This is a genomic window from Brachybacterium sillae (genome assembly GCF_025028335.1).
Lineage (GTDB): Bacteria > Actinomycetota > Actinomycetes > Actinomycetales > Dermabacteraceae > Brachybacterium > Brachybacterium sillae.
This window is the reverse complement of record NZ_JAFEUW010000001.1, coordinates 1,192,534-1,208,844: the sequence shown is the minus strand read 5'-3', so window position 1 is coordinate 1,208,844 and position 16,311 is coordinate 1,192,534. Positions and strand designations below refer to the sequence as shown.

The 16,311-nt window shown below is 72.8% G+C and carries 11 protein-coding genes and 1 other RNA gene; 8 read left to right on the top strand and 4 right to left on the bottom strand.

Annotated features, from left to right (window positions below; translation table 11 throughout):
* The first annotated feature begins 159 nt into the window (after positions 1 to 159).
* The 4 genes from JSY14_RS05570 to JSY14_RS05555 all read left to right on the top strand — a co-directional run bounded on the left by JSY14_RS05570 (position 160) and on the right by JSY14_RS05555 (position 5,297).
* Complete coding sequence (locus JSY14_RS05570) at positions 160 to 1,539, top strand: M20 family metallopeptidase (protein ID WP_259557791.1); 1,380 nt, start codon at positions 160 to 162, stop codon at positions 1,537 to 1,539.
* A 78-nt stretch (positions 1,540 to 1,617) separates the two neighbouring features.
* Positions 1,618 to 3,210, top strand: a complete 1,593-nt coding sequence (locus JSY14_RS05565; protein ID WP_259557790.1) for an AbgT family transporter — start codon at positions 1,618 to 1,620, stop codon at positions 3,208 to 3,210.
* 63 nt (positions 3,211 to 3,273) lie between these two features.
* Positions 3,274 to 3,370: signal recognition particle sRNA small type (ffs, locus tag JSY14_RS05560), an RNA gene on the top strand.
* A gap of 349 nt (positions 3,371 to 3,719) precedes the next feature.
* A complete protein-coding gene (locus JSY14_RS05555) occupies positions 3,720 to 5,297 on the top strand; it encodes an alanine/glycine:cation symporter family protein (protein WP_259557789.1) in 1,578 nt (525 codons plus the stop codon).
* 78 nt (positions 5,298 to 5,375) lie between these two features.
* On the opposite strand, the gene JSY14_RS05550 is transcribed toward JSY14_RS05555, so the two are convergent.
* Positions 5,376 to 6,146 carry a hypothetical protein gene (locus JSY14_RS05550; RefSeq protein ID WP_259557788.1) on the bottom strand — a complete coding sequence of 257 codons (771 nt, stop codon included), beginning with the start codon at positions 6,144 to 6,146 and terminating at the stop codon, positions 5,376 to 5,378.
* A gap of 152 nt (positions 6,147 to 6,298) precedes the next feature.
* Here JSY14_RS05550 and JSY14_RS05545 point away from each other — a divergent pair, with 152 nt between their 5' ends.
* The gene (locus JSY14_RS05545; protein WP_259557787.1) at positions 6,299 to 9,424 is read left to right on the top strand and encodes a DNA polymerase III subunit gamma and tau; all 3,126 of its coding nucleotides are present in this window, start codon (positions 6,299 to 6,301) and stop codon (positions 9,422 to 9,424) included.
* Between the two features lie 3 nt (positions 9,425 to 9,427).
* Here the strand turns inward: JSY14_RS05545 and JSY14_RS05540 are convergent, their stop codons facing one another.
* The gene (locus tag JSY14_RS05540) at positions 9,428 to 9,952 is read right to left on the bottom strand and encodes a GyrI-like domain-containing protein (RefSeq protein WP_259557785.1); all 525 of its coding nucleotides are present in this window, start codon (positions 9,950 to 9,952) and stop codon (positions 9,428 to 9,430) included.
* A 155-nt stretch (positions 9,953 to 10,107) separates the two neighbouring features.
* Between JSY14_RS05540 and recR the strand changes: the two genes are divergently transcribed.
* Positions 10,108 to 10,701, top strand: a complete 594-nt coding sequence (gene recR / locus JSY14_RS05535) for a recombination mediator RecR (RefSeq protein WP_285892252.1) — start codon at positions 10,108 to 10,110, stop codon at positions 10,699 to 10,701.
* Positions 10,702 to 10,711: 10 nt separating this feature from the next.
* The gene (locus JSY14_RS05530) at positions 10,712 to 12,349 is read left to right on the top strand and encodes a hypothetical protein (protein ID WP_259557783.1); all 1,638 of its coding nucleotides are present in this window, start codon (positions 10,712 to 10,714) and stop codon (positions 12,347 to 12,349) included.
* Positions 12,350 to 12,376: 27 nt separating this feature from the next.
* On the opposite strand, the gene JSY14_RS05525 is transcribed toward JSY14_RS05530, so the two are convergent.
* Positions 12,377 to 13,522 carry an ABC transporter permease gene (locus JSY14_RS05525; protein WP_259557782.1) on the bottom strand — a complete coding sequence of 382 codons (1,146 nt, stop codon included), beginning with the start codon at positions 13,520 to 13,522 and terminating at the stop codon, positions 12,377 to 12,379.
* Positions 13,522 to 14,571, bottom strand: coding sequence for an ABC transporter ATP-binding protein (locus JSY14_RS05520; protein ID WP_259557781.1), 1,050 nt, complete (start codon positions 14,569 to 14,571; stop codon positions 13,522 to 13,524). The genes JSY14_RS05525 and JSY14_RS05520 overlap by 1 nt, the downstream gene beginning before the upstream one ends.
* Positions 14,572 to 14,939: 368 nt before the next feature.
* Between JSY14_RS05520 and JSY14_RS05515 the strand changes: the two genes are divergently transcribed.
* Positions 14,940 to 16,307 carry an aspartate kinase gene (locus JSY14_RS05515; RefSeq protein ID WP_259557780.1) on the top strand — a complete coding sequence of 456 codons (1,368 nt, stop codon included), beginning with the start codon at positions 14,940 to 14,942 and terminating at the stop codon, positions 16,305 to 16,307.
* Positions 16,308 to 16,311: the final 4 nt, after the last annotated feature.

Here is a 16,311-nt window from a genome sequence, read left to right as displayed (position 1 = left end):
GTCGCAGCCACCGGGGCCCGGTAGGGCGACGATCGCGCAGAATCTATGCGGGGCGTGCCGACCACGCCCGTGATGGCCACATGCTGGGACGGGCAGCGCGTCATCCGGGATCCGGGACGGCGTCCCGGACTGTGGGCTTCCTCCACTTAGGGTGGCGGAATGATCGCCGACGACGCCGACCCCGGCCGTATCCCGCCCGCCCCGTCCACCGCGTACCTCGACGAGCTCGATGCCGCGCAGGCGGACGCCGTGGCGACTCAGCGACATCCGGGGTCGTCGTTCACCGGGGCCTGCGCGGATCTCCACCGCCGCCTGGGGGAGATCGCCGACGAGCTGCGACCCGAGCTGGTGGACCTCATGCTCGACCTCGCCGCACATCCCGAGACCGCCTTCGAGGAACATCGGTCGGCCGCCGTCATCGCCGATCTGCTCACTGCCCACGGCCTCGAGGTGCAGCGGGGCGCCCACGGCCTGGACACAGCGCTGCGTGCGGAGATCCCGGGGTCCGTGAACCGGCCGGGAGGATCGACCGGGACTCCGCCGGTGCCCGCGATCCTCGCGGAGTACGACGCCCTGCCCGGCATCGGCCACGGCTGCGGTCACAACGTCATCGCGGCGATGGGGGTCGGGGGTTTCCTCGCTCTGGCCGAGCTGGCCCGCGAGGACCCGCATGCGGTGCCGGGCCGGGTGGTCTTCCTCGGCACCCCTGCGGAGGAGGGGCACTCCGGCAAGGAGCTCATGGCTCGCGAGGGTGCCTTCGGTGACATCGACCTCGCCGTGATGGCGCACGCGTACCCGTATGACCTCGCCGACCAGGCGTGGCTCGGGCGCCGCACCCTCACCGTCGAGTTCCACGGGCACACCGCCCACGCCAGCGCGCAACCGTTCATGGGGCGCAACGCCCTGGATGCCGCGAGCCTCATGTACCAGGGTCTCGGGCTGCTGCGGCAGCAGATGCCCCCGACGGACCGCCTGCATGCCGTCATCCGTGAGGGTGGGGATCGTGCCAGCGTCATCCCCGACCTGGCCCGCCTGGACCTGTATGTGCGCTCTCTCGCCCCCGCCACCCTGCGGGACCTCTCGCATCGGGTGGAGGATGTCGCCCGCGGTGCGGCCCTCATGACCGGGTGCACCGTGGAGGTGCACTGGGACGAGCACCCGCCCTCTTTGCCTGTGCGCACGAATGGGGCCCTGCTCGGCCGCTGGGTCGAGGCGCAGCGCCGCCGAGGGCGCGACCCGCTGCCGCGTGGCGCGGTCTCCGAGCACCTCGCCGCGTCCACGGACTTCGGCAACGTCAGCTACCGGATCCCCGGCATCCACCCGCTGATCCGCACCTCCGGCCCCGAGGCGGCCCTGCACACCCGGGAGTTCGCCGAGGCCGCCACCGGGGAGCTCGCCCGCTCGGCCGCTGCCGACGGCGCCTACGGTCTCGCGGCCGTGGCGCTCGATGCCCTGCACGACCCCGAGCTCGCACGCGCCGTCATGCAGGAGTTCGCCGACGCCGGCGGCCCCGTCGACGTCCCCGGCTATTTCAACTGACCCCTGCCCCCGCCCTCTCCGCCCGACCCACGCCACCCGACCCACGCCACCCACCCGGCCCATCCCCGAGGAGTCCCCGTGAGCACCTCCGTCCCCTCCGCCCCGGCCCCACGCGGCCTCGGCGACCGCTTCCTGACCGGTGTCGAGCGGCTGGGCAACAAGCTGCCCGAGCCCTTCACCCTGTTCCTCGTCCTGTTCCTCCTCACCGGCCTCATCTCCACCGCCATGGCGCTCGCCGGGGTGGTAGTGCAGGTGCCGGGGGATGACGAACCGACCGTCATCAAGGGTCTGTTCACCGGAGAGGGCCTCACCTGGCTCACCACCAACCTCGGGGCGAACTACGTCGGGTTCCCGCCCCTGGTCACGGTGCTGCCGATCCTGCTGGCGATCGGCATCGCGCAGCATTCGGGCCTGCTGGCCGCCGCCATCCGCTCCCTGTTCGGTGCCGCTCCGCGCTGGCTGCTGCCGTACGTCATCGGCGTGGTGGGCGTCAGCGGGTCGATCATGGCCGACTCCGCCTTCGTGGTGATCCCGCCGCTGGCGGCCCTGGTGTTCAAGGCTGCCGGGCGTCACCCCGTGGCCGGACTGCTGGGCGGCTTCGCCGCCGCAGGTGCCGGGTTCTCCACGAACGTGCTGCCGACCAGCCTGGATGCGCTCTTCGCCGGCATCACCACCTCCGTGATGAGCTCTCTTCCGAACCTCGAGGCGGCACCGGTGACCCCGGTGTCGAACTGGTGGTTCAACATCGTCTCGGCGGTGCTGCTGGGTCTGCTCGCGGGCCTGATCATCGATCGGGTGATCGAGCCCCGTCTGGTGCGCCAGGGGGTTCCGGTCGACGAGGTGGAGGATCCGGACGCCACCGCCTCCGCCGGTGGCACCGACGTCGAGACGATGCAGGCGTCGCTCACCCCGGTCGAGCGCCGCGGGATGGTGCTGGCCACCCTCGCCGCCGTGGCGCTGACCGCTCTGGTGCTGGTGGCGGTGCTTCCGGCGGGGTCCCCGTGGCGCAACGAGGAGGGCGGCTTCCTGCCGAAGTCGCCGCTGCTGTCGTCGATTACCTTCCTGGTGTTCGCGTACTTCGTCGTGGTCGGCGTGGTCTACGGGATGGTCACCGGCACGGTGCGGTCGGTCACCGACGCCGCCCGCATGATGCTGGAGGCGCTGAAGGAGATGCTCCCCTTCATCCTGTTGGCGTTCATCCTGGGCCAGTTCATCGCCCTGTTCACCTGGACGGGCATCGGCGCCTGGATCGCCGTCACCGGCGCGGAGTTCCTCCAGAGCATCGGCCTGACCGGGTTCGCGGCGGTGCTTGCGTTCATCCTGCTGGCGAGCGTGCTCAACCTGTTCATCATCTCGGGCTCGTCGATGTGGACGATCATGGCCGCCGTCTTCGTGCCGATGTTCGCCCTGCTCGGTTACGAACCGGCGTTCACGCAGGCCGCGTTCCGTGTCGGCGACTCCGCCACCCAGGTGATCACCCCCATGAACCCGTACATGATCGTGCTGCTGGGGATGTTGCGGCGCTACGAGCCGGCCGCCGGTTTCGGCACCCTGATGGCCCGGATGCTGCCGTTCGTGGTGCCGTTCTGGCTGGTATGGACGCTCCTCCTGGCGGTGTTCTTCTTCCTGGGGCTGCCTCTGGGCCCCGGCAACGACATCCGTATCGGCTGAGCCGCCGATCACGTCGGGGCGGGTCCGCGGGTGCGCGACCCGGCCCGCTCCGTTATCGTGGTGCGCGACCCCTCGTGCGGTGTCACCTCGCTGAACTCCCCCAGGGCTTGACGGCAGCAAGGGCAGGCGGGCTCTGGCAGGTGCACGGGGGGTCGTCGCATGCCCGCAGCCGGTCAACGACCCGGCTGTGCGCTCGTCCGGCGCCCGCGCCCTCCCGAAGGCCTCTCCTGTCCGGGCCTGCGCCGCGGAAAGTGCCCGACCGACCTCTTTCTCACCCTCCGCACCCCGCGGCTGGGCCAGAGGTCCCGCAGCGAGGGTCACAGTTGCGCAACACGCCCGGTATCCCGGACACGAGGTGGGGGACGTTCTGGTCACAGTGGTGCCCGTCCCGTAGCGTGACCGCGTCGATCAGCAGGTGGTCGACGCGTGCCGGGGATCCCTCCCCGTCGCCGCAGAGTCGCGGTCACGGTCCGTCGGGCCCGGCCCTCTCCCTCTCCTCAGGAGTCCAGATGAACGACATCATCGGCTGGCTCGCATCCAACATCCAGGGCACGCCCTTCATCGTGCTCTGCCTGGGTGCCGGCCTGTACTTCACGATCCGCTCCAAGCTGCTGCAGGTCGTGAACATCCCCGACATGCTCAGCCAGCTGAAGAACGGCGAGAAGTCGGCGGACGGCGTCTCCTCGTTCCAGTCGCTCATGATGTCCCTCGCGGGACGCGTGGGCACCGGCAACATCGCGGGTGTGGCCACGGCCATCGCCTTCGGTGGCCCGGGCGCCATCTTCTGGATGTGGGCCATGGCCTTCCTCGGTGCCGCCACCTCCTTCATCGAGTGCACCCTCGGACAGATCTACAAGGAGCGCGACCGCGACACCGGTGAGTACCGCGGTGGCCCGGCCTACTACATCGAGAAGGCCTACGCCCACAAGGCGCGCGTCCCCTCCCTCGTCTACGCCATCGCCTTCGCGGTCGTCTCGATCCTGGCGCTGAGCTTCTTCCTGCCGGGCGTGCAGGCCAACGGCATCTCCACCTCCATCGAGGGCGTCTGGGGCCTGCCGCTGTGGATCCCCACCGCCGTCACCCTGGCCGTGCTGCTGGTCGTGATCATCGGCGGCCTGAAGTCCATCGCGAACTTCGCCTCCCTGGTCGTGCCGGTGATGGCGATCGTCTACATCCTCCTGGCGCTGGTCATCTTCGCGGTGAACTTCGACCAGATCGTGCCGGTGTTCTCCCTGATCTTCCGCTCCGCCTTCGGCGCCGACGCCGTCTTCGGCGGCCTGCTCGGCACCGCGGTGATGTGGGGTGTGAAGCGCGGCCTGTACTCTAACGAGGCCGGTCAGGGCACCGGCCCGCACTCCGCGGCCGCCGCTGAGGTGTCCCACCCGGCCAAGCAGGGCTTCGCGCAGGCGTTCGCGGTGTACATCGACACCCTGTTCGTCTGCTCCGCGACCGCCTTCATGATCCTCTCCACGGGCATGTACCGCGTGTTCTCCGGCGGCGCCGAGGACACCCCGGTCCTCGCTGAGGGTTCCGGCGGCCTTGCCGACACGGTGAAGGTGGGCCCGGGGTACACCCAGGCCGCGATCGACACCCTGCTGCCGGGCTTCGGTGCATCCTTCGTGGCCGTCGCCCTGTTCTTCTTCGCCTTCACCACCGTGGTCGGGTACTACTACATGGCCGAGGTGAACCTGGTGTACCTGTCGCGCTGGATCCACAACGCCGGTGTCCGCACCGCCCTGAAGTGGCTCCTGCGCCTGCTGGTCGTCGCCGCCGTGTGGCGCGGTGGCACCTCCACCGAGACCGGACCCGCCTGGGCCTTCGGTGACGTGGGCGTGGGTGCCATGGCGTGGCTGAACATCGTCGCGATCCTCATCCTGCAGGTGCCCGCCTGGAAGGCCCTGAAGGACTACCGTGAGCAGAAGAAGGCGGGTCTGGATCCGCAGTTCGACCCGCGCCGCCTCGGCATCCGCAACGCCGACTTCTGGGAGCAGCGCGCCGACGAGCTCGGCCTGGCCCGGGACGGTGCCACCGCCGGCACCCACCGTCGCGATGTCGACGGCCCGGCCGACGGCTCCGTCGCGGTCTGACCCCTCGCACCCCTGAGCGCGGCCCCCGCCGCCTTGGCGTCCACGGCCCGCTGCCCCCGGCAGCGGGCCGTGGCCCGTTCAGGTCCGGTCGCGCCGTGCCCTCTGTGCCTCCAACAGCCTCGCGCGGCGACGCAGACGCCCGTGCTCGCCGAGGGCCGAGAACAGCACCACCAGCATCGGGATCAGCAACGCACCCACCCAGTCGGGCAGGTCCACGTCCGGGATCCATCCCAGCAGCGGCGGGATCCACCCGAACAGGAACCCCAGCACGGCGCCGATGATCCGGCCGACGGGCTCCAGCAGCGCGGCCAGGGTGTCGGCCACCGGACGGGCCGCCTCGGCGGCGCGATCCTGCGCGGGCTGGGTGATCCGGTCGATCAGAGCGGGGATGCCCAGCAGCGGCACCAAGTACTTCGCGGACGTGCCGACCCCGGCCACCAGGGCGGCCCGGGGAATGTGCTCGGCTCGATGCAGCTCCCATCGGTCCGCACGACTGCCGGCGGCCGGAGCCAGCGGGTGCCACTGCAGGTCACCGGCGGAGCGCACATCGACCTCCCCCGCCCCTCGCCGCAGCAGAGAGGTGCGCAAGCGGATCACCTCGCGATCCACCCACTCCCCGGAGGAGCGATGCTGCACGGTGACCTCACGGCCCCAGGGGAGCAGGCCGGCGGTGCGGAGGCGCCGGTCCTCCCCGAGCATCACCCACCCGCCCCCGGAGCGGGGGATCGCGACGCCCACCCCGTCGATCGCCAGCAGCTGCGGATCCACCCGGGCCCGGGTGAACTCCACAGCCACCTGGTAGTCCCGGTTCCCGACCCGGCCGCTGAACTCCGTCGCCTCCCTCGTCATCTCTCCAGTCAAACGTCCAGGGTGCGGCGGGGTCCTCCTCCTTCGGGCGGCGATTGCCTCGACCATCGGCTGCTCGTGCCACGGGGCTGCCCGCGGAGGTCGCCGTCCACCACCGGATCTCGACTGTCGGGCCCACCCACTAGCCTGGGCGGGTGGCCACCGCTCTGTACCGTCGCTACCGCCCGGAGTCCTTCGCCGATGTGATCGGCCAGGACCATGTCACGGTGCCGCTGATGCGCGCCCTGCGCACCGGCCGGGTGGGGCATGCGTACCTGTTCTCCGGCCCCCGCGGCTGCGGCAAGACCACCAGCGCCCGCATCCTCGCGCGCTGCCTGAACTGTGCCGAGGGGCCCACCGACACCCCCTGCGGCCACTGCGATTCCTGCCGTGATCTCTCCCGCGACGGCGCCGGCAGCCTGGACGTGGTGGAGATCGACGCCGCCAGCCACGGCGGTGTGGACGATGCGCGCGAACTGCGTGAACGGGCGAGCTTCGCTCCGGCCCGTGACCGCTTCAAGGTGTTCATCATCGACGAGGCCCACATGGTCACCTCGGCCGGGTTCAACGCCCTGTTGAAGCTGGTGGAGGAACCGCCGGAGCACGTGAAGTTCATCTTCGCGACCACCGAGCCGGACAAGGTCATCGGCACCATCCGCTCCCGCACCCACCACTACCCGTTCCGGCTGATCCCGCCGCAGATCCTCACCCCCTATCTGGAGCAGGTGTGTTCTGCGGAGGGCGTGCAGGTGGGGGAGGGGGTTCTGCCGCTGGTGGTCCGTGCGGGCGGGGGTTCTGCCCGCGACACCCTCTCCGTGCTGGACCAGCTGATCGCCGGGTCCGATGAGCACGGTCTGGACCACGCCACCGCCATCGGCCTGCTCGGTTTCACCGACACCGCTCTGCTGGCCCGCGCCGTCGACGCGATCGCCGACCGGGACGCCGAGGGTCTGTACGGGGCGGTGGAGGAGGTCATCGCCTCCGGTCAGGAACCCCGCCGCTTCGTCGAGGACCTGCTGGAGCGGTTGCGGGACCTGGTCGTGCTGGCGGCCGTTCCCGACCGCGGCGCCGACCTGCTGCCGCAGATGCCCGCCGATGAACTGCAGCAGGTGCAGGCGCAGGCCGAGCGCTTCGCCGCTCCTGATCTCTCCCGCTGCGGTGACCTGGTGCATGAGGCGCTCACCTCGATGACCGGCGCCACCTCACCCCGCCTGCATCTCGAGCTCCTGGCCGCCCGCCTGGTGCTGCGCGACGATCTCGCTGCGGCCCCCGCCGGCAGCGCCCACAGCCCCGCCGGTGGCGCGGGATCCGGCGGGAGTGGCAGCGGCGCGGTGCCCACGGCCCGACGCGACGCCGCCGGGGGTGCCCCCGTCCCCGGGGCGGGTGATGCCTCCGCGGGTGGGGAGAGCGGCCGGGAGCAGATGCGACGCATCGCCCGTGAACAGGCCGAGATCGCCCGCCGCGAGCGGGAGGGGCGCGGCGCCCCGGTGCGACCGGGGACGCCCCCGGCCGGTGGCGGGTCGCTGACCGAGGAGACCCGCCCGCGTTCCTCGACCCCGGTCGGGGACTCCGGCGACGGGTGGCCCACCGAGACCCAGGCCCCGCGCCCGACGGGCCCCGAGACCCAGGCCCCGCGCCCGACGGGCCCCGAGACCCAGGGACCGGAGCATTCGTCGCCCGGGCAGACCGCACCCGCGCAGCCCGCGGCGGCGGAGGCGACCCCGAACCGTCGGGAGGAGGGCCCCGGATCACAGGACGCCGCCGATGACGGCTGGGGCCCGGTCGCCGCGCCCGGTGGGCGGGGTGCGGCAGGACGCCCCGAGCACGACGGTGAGCAGCGGTCCGAGTCCCCGACCCCCGCCGACGCCCCCGCGGATGAGCCGGGCGCGGGCGGTGTCACGCTCGAGGAGATCCTCGGGCACTGGTCGGCCATCGTCGACGAACTGCACGAGATCCGCCGCCCCGCATGGGCGCTGGTCTCGCAGAACGCCCACCCGGTCGCGGTGCGCGGCGATGTGCTGGTGCTCGGTTTCCGCACCCAGGGTTTGGTTGCGGCGTTCCACCGTGGCACCACCGCCGACAACCTCGCCGACGCCGTCCGCCGCGTCACCCGCCACACCCTGCGGATCGACGCGCAGGTCGGGGACGAGGGCCCCTCCGGTGGCGGCACCGGCGGCGGCACCGGCGGCGGCGCCGATGGAGGCGGGCCCCGCCGGCCCCCTGCGCCGACCCAGAGCGGATCGGGCCGCTCACCGCAGGCCACGGCGCCCGTGCGCAGCCCCGGCCCCGGTGACCGTCCGCAGGACGGCCCGGGGAACGGACCGGCCGATCGGGGGAGCGGTCCGCGCGCCGCCGGCCGGGAGGACTCCGCCCCCGTCGGGGCCGGTGCCCCCGCCCGGGTATCCGGGCCGCCGCCCGGTGACGACTGGCCGCCGGAGCCTGACGACGACCCCTACCCGCCCGACCCTCTGGACCACCCCGGCGAGCCCGTCGGCGCTGCGGCCAGCACCGATACCCCCGCCAGCCCGCCCGCGGAGCCTGCCACCGGGCCACAGGGCGACGCCTCACAGGCCGGTGATGCCGCTGACGAGACGCTGGAGCACCCCGCCCGCACCGACGAGCCCGAGATCGCGGACGAGGTCCCTCGGGACACCGTGCCGGAGGGGGAGCCGCGCACACACGGTCAGGCGGCGCTGCGCCGTGCCCTGGAGACCGGACGGGTGGTGCGCCCCCGTCGTGTCACCGGCACGCCCGGGTCGCCGGGCGCAGCCCCTGCGGATGAGGGGGAGACCCCGACGTCGGCTCCCGCGACCTCATCGGAGCCGCCCCCCGTGCACGCCGATGCGGACTGGCCGACGGCCTCGCTTCCCCACGGGGAGCAGGCCCCCGCAGCCCGGCGGGACGACCCCATCGATGACCGGTCGGCACCGCCAGCCTCCCCGGTGACCGACGAGCACCCCAGCGGGCCGAGCCTGGTCCGGGCGGCCCTGCACAGTGCTGGACCGGGGTCCACCACCGGGCGCCCCGGCCCGGCGGGAGGGGCCACCGGTCGCCGCGGCACAGGCGCCGCGAGCCCGGGGCACACCCCGACCGGCGGGCGTGCGGCCGCCCCCGGGTCCGAGGAGGCGGACCCCACCGGTGGGGCCTCCCGCGACGACGCCGATGCCGACCCGATCTCCCGCCGCAGCGGCCGCGAGGTGATCGAGCGCCTGCTCGGCGGCACCGTACTCGAGGTGATCACCGAGCAGCCGGGGGAGGAACCGCGCCGCACCGCGCGCTGAGGCTCAGGCCAGCAGCGTCACCAGGTCCGTGCGCACCTCGGCCGGGTCCAGATCCGGCGTGGGCTCCGTGACGTAGAACTCCCAGAACGGCAGAGCCCCGCGCTCACCGCGCTCACCCACGGCCGCGATGAACGCCCCCCACGCCTCCGCCAGGCCCTGGTACGGGCCGACATGGCTGATCACCGCGACCCGCCCGCCCGGCAGCCGGGAGGGGGTGGCCACCATGTCGTCGTCGAGCTCCAGACGCACCTGCGCCGGGGCCGCGACAGGGAACCCCACCTCGATGTCCGCCGTCGCCACCGGCATCCGGTGGTACAGCGCGTAGGCGGGGCCCGCCGGCTCCAGACCGTGGTGCGCCAGAGCCTGCGGCAGCTGCGAGAACACGGTGTCCATCAGGTGGCCCATGTCGGCGGTGCGCCAGTCCCGCACGCACACCGCCACGGTCGGCACCTCCGGCACCTCCCGGATCTCCACCGTGTGTAGCGGCTGTTCCGCCCGGTGCAGAGCCAGCCCGTCGCTCGTGGTCATCACCGCCTCCTCCCGCGCCCGCTGGGCCACCGCCGCGGTGGTCCCGCCCCGGACGCCTCCCTCGCATCCTCTCAGACCCGCTCGGACCCATCCCCGGTGGCCGGTTCCCCGGTCACCGCCCTCGGATGTCGGGCCCCCTCACTACAGTGGAGCGCGTGTACGAAGGCATCGTCCAGGACCTGATCGATGAGCTCGGCCGGCTTCCCGGCATCGGGCCGAAGTCGGCGCAGCGCATCGCGTTCCACCTCCTCGACGCCGACGTCGAGCAGGTCCGCCGCCTGGCCGACGTTCTCGTCACGGTGAAGGACACGGTGCGCTTCTGCGAGATCTGCGGGAACGTCTCCGCCGAGGAACGCTGCCGCATCTGCACCGACCCGCGCCGCAGCGACGAGATGATCTGCGTGGTCGAGGAGTCGAAGGACATCGTCGCGATCGAACGTCTGCGCGAGTTCCGCGGCCGGTATCACGTGCTCGGCGGCGCCATCGACCCCATCGGCGGTGTCGGCCCCAACGATCTGCGCATCCGGGAGCTCATGGCCCGTCTCGGCAGCGGGGAGACCCGGGAGGTGATCCTCGCCCTGGACCCGAACATCGAGGGGGAGGCCACCGCCGCGTACCTCTCGCGCCTGCTGGCGCCCATGGAGCTGACGGTCACGCGGCTCGCCTCCGGTCTGCCGGTCGGCGGCGACCTCGACTACGCCGACGAGATGACCCTCAGTCGCGCCTTCGCGGGGCGCCGCTCCGTGTGAGGGACAGCCGATGACCACCCCGGCAGGGCGCACCGGCCCATCGGCAGCACATCCGCCGGGTCTGCCCCCGGTCGTGCTGCCGCATGAGTATCTGCTCGACTCCCGCCGGGAGATCCTCACGAGGCTCGGGCGCCGCAGTCTCGGGCCCGCTGTGCTCGTCGCCGGAGTGTGGGCGACCCTGTGGCTGCTGTTCGTTCTTGGCAGCGGCCCGTCCATGTGGGTGCTCTCCCTGCTGGTCACTGCGACGGGGGAGAACACCCTCGGGATGACCGCCCGCAGCGCCGGTGTGCCGTTGCGCAGCGTCGGGCTGGGGACCGTGCTGGTCCCGCTGCTCGGCGTGCTCGTCTCCTTCGCCCTGCTGCCCTGGGCGGCGCGGTCCCTCGCCGCCCTCGAACCACCGGCCCATCCCACCGAGGCCGGTTTCCGGGAGGTCGCCACCCGCCGCGCCGCGGCGCCGTGGCTCCTGCCACCGGTCGCAGCCCTCGGGGTGCTGTTGCTCCTGGTCGCGACCCAGGTGCGTCTGCCGTGGCGGGACCTCAGCTACGGGGCCCTGCATGCGCTAGGGCTGATGATCCTCGTCCTCGCCGTCGCCTGGGCGTGGCTGCGGCAGATGCTGCGTGCCGACACCCTGCTCTCACTGCCGCCACCGGGTCGCACGAGCCCGGACCAGCACCAGGACACCTCCGCGCAGCGCGACCGCGCCCTCGCCGCCGTGGCCATGCCGGATACCCGGGAGGTCACCGCGATCGGCGCACCGCGCCAGGTGGCCCGACGCGCTCTCACGGCCACGGTCGGGCAGGCGCTGCCCCGGGTGGGCCTCACCGCGGCGGTGCTGATGTGGCTGGTGCTCGGGGTGGCGGACATGGTCATCGTGATCATTCGTCTCGGGGACCTGCCGCTCACGCGGACGGTCTCCACCGGCATGCCGTGGTTCACGTGGGCCGGGCTCGGTCTGCTCCTGGCCGCGACCCTCACCGCGTGGGCCGTGGCCCCGCTCCTCGCCCGTCGAATGGTGGCGCCGGACTCCCCGGAGCACCTGCAGCGTTTCGCGCTGCTCGTCAGCCTGATCTGCGGCGGCGTCCCGGCGGTCGGAACGATCCTGCTGGTGCTGGCGCATCTGCCCGCGGGACGGGTAGGGGTGGTGGGGGCCATCACCGCGGCCCTCACCGTGCTGGTGCTGTCACCCCTGGCGGGGGAGTCGGGTCGCAGCACCGTGCGGCATGACCCCCGGCCCGTGCTCCAGGGGCCCGTCACCACGCTGATCCCCCGACCGGTGCCCTGGCGTCGGATCGCTCCCGAGCACGGCACCCGCCGCGACGTCGCGCGGGACCCGTCCGTCCGCGCGGAGGCGCACCGGCGTCTGCTCACCGGGGACCCGGACCCGTATCTGGCGGCGCTGGTGGGGGAGCAGCAGGGGCCGTGGTCCTCCTCCCCGTTCGAGGCAGGTGCGTCGACCGCTCCCGGATCGGCCGGGACCCTTCCGGGGCCCGCGTCGGTATCCGCGCACGACCCCGGCACACTGCCGGACCTGGGGGTGCGCGCGGAGAGTCCCCGGCGCCGACGCCGCGGGACGAGCGCCGGCTCGCGGGCCGTGCCCGACAGCCTCGCGCAGTCGCGGGAGTGGAGCCTCAGCGATCGCGATCGCTGAGCGCCCCGGCCGGGCCGACGCTCCGGGTCAGGCGATGCGCATTCCCCGCGGCAGACGACGCACCGGCGTGCGCAGGCGCAGCACCGCGAGCACCGTCCCGAGCAGCCCGGTGAGTACCCAGGCGCCGCCGCTGAGCGGCCACATCGGCAGGGTCTGCGGTGTTCCGAGGTCCTTCGGGTATCCGGGGTCCGCCGGATCCCAGCAGCGGTTGAAGTGGCTGGGGTGCAGCGGCTGCGCCAGCATCCGCATACCCGTCTTGATGTTGCCGAGCATGTCGTTCCGCTCGAACGGCCGCTCAGAGGGCGGAGGCATGGGTGCCGCCTCGGAGACCAGCACGTAGGGGTTGACCGCGAGCAACGGCAGGGCCACCTCCGTGTGATAGATCCTCTCGGTGCGGACCGCCTGGACACAGCGCCCGGTGTCGGTCACCGACGAATACACCGTGTCCCACACCGTGACGGTGTGCTGCCGCTCCGTGAAGGGGAGAGTGCCCAGATAGGCCACCGGCAGCACGAAGGTCGTGCCGAGCACCAGCAGGTAGGCCAGCACCACTGACCCGAGCGGGCGCCGGGTCAGCGCGGACAGCCCCAGGCCGATCCCGCTGACGGTCAGCGCCAGGATCGAGAGCACCAGCAGGACCCGCAGCAGATACCAGGGGTCGGCGCCACCCAGGGCGGCCGCCCCCACCAGAGCCGGCAGCGCCAGCGCCACGAACACCAGGCCGGTGAACCAGGCCGCCAGCAGCTTCCCGACGGCGATCTCCACCGGGCTGAGCAGAGTTGCCTGCAGGATCGCCAGCGTGCCCTCGCTGCGATCCCCGTTCACGGAGCCGCTGGCGAGCGCCGGCAGCACCAGCAGCAGCGCGGTGAGCGTCAGGAACACCACCATGCCGAACACCAGCGACCCGGCTTCCTGCCACGTGACGTTCCCACCCCACGCCCAGTCCACCGCCGCCACGGTCAGTGCTGCCAGCCCATTGATCAGCAGGAACCACACCGCGAAGGCGATGTACCAGCGGACCCCGCGGATCCGTTGGCGCAGCTCCAACCCCAGCACGGTGGCGAGACCGACGGGCCGCAGCGCCCACCAGGGGGCATGAGCGGCAGGGGTGTCAACGGCGCGGGCGGTCGCCACCGCGGGCTGAGGGACGGTGGGCAGGGTGGTGGTGGTCATCACAGGGCTCCCTCGCGTCGGGCGGCGTCGGTGGAGAGGTAGGCGGCCTCGAGCCGCCCGGTGGCGGGGGCGAAGGACACCACCTCGGTGCCCTCCTGCAGCAGGTCCCGCAGCAGGCGCGCCGCGGTGCGGTCATCCGGCAGTGTCATCTCCGCCTCCGCGTGACCACTGGTCGACTCCGAGGGCGGGGTGAGGACGTCGACGCGCACCTGCAGGCGCTGCAGGGCGGAGTGCAGCCCGGTGGCGTCCAGCGCCGCGACCCTCCAGGGGCGGGGGCGCTGCGCGAGACCGCGCACGCTCGCCGCGTCGACCACCCGGCCGCGGTCCATCATCACCACCTGGTCGGCCATCTCCTCCAGCTCCGACAGGATGTGGCTGGAGATCAGCACGCTGCCGCCGTCGGCGGCGAAACCCCGCACGATCTGCAGCAGGCGTCGGCGGGAGGCGGGGTCCAGGCCGGAGGCGGGCTCGTCGAGCACCAGCAGCTCGGGGCCGGGCATCAGCGCCCGAGCCAGACCGAGCCGCTGCTTCTGCCCGCGCGAGAGCACATGCGCGGGGGTGGCGGCGAGCGCCGTGAGGTCCAGCCGCTCCAGCAGCGCCTCGGCCCGGAGGCGCACCTGATCGCGCGGCAGGAAACAGGCCCGGCCCACGAGGTACAGCACCTCCCGCACCGTCAGGGAGTCCCAGGCGCCGAACTGGTCGGGCATCCACCCCACCCGGGCTCGCACCGCCGTGCCCTCGCGCATCGGGTCGTGCCCCAGCACCCGCACCTCGCCGCTGTCGGGGGCCAGCAACCCGACCAGCATGAGCATCAGGGTGGACTTCCCGCAGCCGTTGGGGCCGACCAGGGCGGTGACCGAACCGCGGGGCGCCACCAGGTCCAGACCCTGAACGGCCTGCACGGTCCCGAACGCCCGAGACGCCCCGCGCACCTCCACCGCCGGTGTGGGCGCAGGGGCGCCCGGGGGGCCGGTCGGCGCCGTTCCGACGGCCGTCGCCGTCAGCGGGGACGGATCCTCCCCGTGGACCCATCGCTGTCCTGTCGTCATCTCGTGGTCTCTCCTCACCCCGGTCTGCCCCGTGGCCCGGGCCGTCGGCCCGGGGACTGTCACCGACCGTCGGGTCGATCCTGGCACGGGCCCGGTCCGTGGGCATCCGACCTGGGGTGGACACCGCGGGTGCCTCGGTCCTCCCAGGGGCGGGGTCGACCGGGCGGCCGGGCGGCGGGTCGCGGAGCGGGCGGGTGCTGGATCCGGGCGCCTCCATCGGGCCTCCCGCGTCCGAGGGATCGGACATGCCGGGGCCGTGGCGTGGTCGCATCCCCGGTGCTCGTCGTGGGATTCGTATGCTGTAGGGGCTCGCGCCCGCGGGCGCCTCTGTCCCTCGTCCTTCCCCCCACCTCCAGGAGCCCTCCTCGATGAGTCTCGTCGTCCAGAAGTACGGCGGCAGCTCGGTCGCTGACGCCGCGGGGATCCTGCGGGTCGCCGACCGCATCGCCCGGTATGCCCGGGAGGGGCACCGCGTGGTCGTGGTCGTCTCCGCGATGGGGGACACGACGGACGATCTCATCGACCTCGCGCACGAGGTGACCTCGGCCCCGCCTCCGCGGGAGCTGGACATGCTGCTCACCGCGGGGGAGCGGATCTCCATGGCGGTGCTGTCGATGGCCCTGAACGCGCGCGGGGTCTCGGCCCAGGCGTACACCGGCAGCCAGGCCGGTCTGATCACCGATGCCTCCCACGGTCGCGCTCAGATCCTGCAGGTCACCCCGGGGCGTATCGAGGAGGCCGTCACCGGTGGTCACGTAGCGATCGTCGCCGGTTTCCAGGGCGTCTCCCGCAGCTCCAAGGAGATCACCACCCTCGGTAGGGGCGGCTCCGACACCACCGCGGTGGCGCTCGCGGCGGCCCTCGGCGCGGATGTCTGCGAGATCTACACCGACGTCGACGGCGTGTTCACCGCGGATCCGCGGATCGTCGGCCCCGCCCGCCGCGTCGCCCTGATCTCCTGCGAGGAGATGCTGGAGCTCGCCGCGAACGGCGCGAAGGTGTTGATGGGACGCAGCGTCGAGTACGCCCGGCGTCACGGCGTCCCGTTGCATGTGCGCAGCTCCTTCTCCGGCCGCCTCGGCACCCTCGTGTCGGACGAGCCGGATCGTGAGATCCCGGTGGATCCCGACCTGACCCTCCGCATCGGGGACTTCCCCCGTCTCGATGCGTCCGACCCCCACAAGGAGACCAGCGTGGAGGACCACTCCGACCCCGGCCTCGAGGCGCCGATCATCTCCGGCGTCGCGCATGACCGCAGCGAGGGCAAGCTCACCGTCGTGGAGGTGCCCGACACCCCCGGCAAGGCCGCCCGCATCTTCGACGTCGTCGCCTCAACCGGCGCGAACATCGACATGATCGTGCAGAACACCTCGACGGTCGACGACACCGTCGCGATCTCCCTGACCCTGCCCGACGAGCAGGCGCCCGCCGCGATCGCCGCCCTGGAGGCGGTGCAGGCGGAGATCGGGTTCACGGAGGTGCGCTACACCTCCGAGATCGGCAAGGTGTCCGTCGTCGGTGCCGGGATGCGCTCCACCCCGGGTGTCTCCGCGACCCTGTTCCGCGCCCTCGGGGAGGCCGGGATCAACATCGACATGATCTCCACCTCGGAGATCCGCATCTCGGTGGTGACGGAGAAGGCGCGCCTGGATGACGCCGTGCGGGCCGTGCACACAGCGTTCGGCCTCGACGCCGCGCAGACCGAGGCCGTGGTGTACGGCGGGACGGGACGGTGACCAG

Excerpts from the sequence above, each read along its gene's own strand:
- JSY14_RS05570 (WP_259557791.1), top strand. The coding sequence starts at position 160 with ATGATCGCCGACGACGCCGACCCCGGCCGTATCCCGCCCGCCCCGTCC.
- JSY14_RS05555 (WP_259557789.1), top strand. The coding sequence starts at position 3,720 with ATGAACGACATCATCGGCTGGCTCGCATCCAACATCCAGGGCACGCCC.
- JSY14_RS05550 (WP_259557788.1), bottom strand. The coding sequence starts at position 6,146 with ATGACGAGGGAGGCGACGGAGTTCAGCGGCCGGGTCGGGAACCGGGAC.
- JSY14_RS05540 (WP_259557785.1), bottom strand. The coding sequence starts at position 9,952 with ATGACCACGAGCGACGGGCTGGCTCTGCACCGGGCGGAACAGCCGCTA.
- JSY14_RS05530 (WP_259557783.1), top strand. The coding sequence starts at position 10,712 with ATGACCACCCCGGCAGGGCGCACCGGCCCATCGGCAGCACATCCGCCG.
- JSY14_RS05525 (WP_259557782.1), bottom strand. The coding sequence starts at position 13,522 with ATGACCACCACCACCCTGCCCACCGTCCCTCAGCCCGCGGTGGCGACC.
- JSY14_RS05520 (WP_259557781.1), bottom strand. The coding sequence starts at position 14,571 with ATGACGACAGGACAGCGATGGGTCCACGGGGAGGATCCGTCCCCGCTG.
- JSY14_RS05515 (WP_259557780.1), top strand. The coding sequence starts at position 14,940 with ATGAGTCTCGTCGTCCAGAAGTACGGCGGCAGCTCGGTCGCTGACGCC.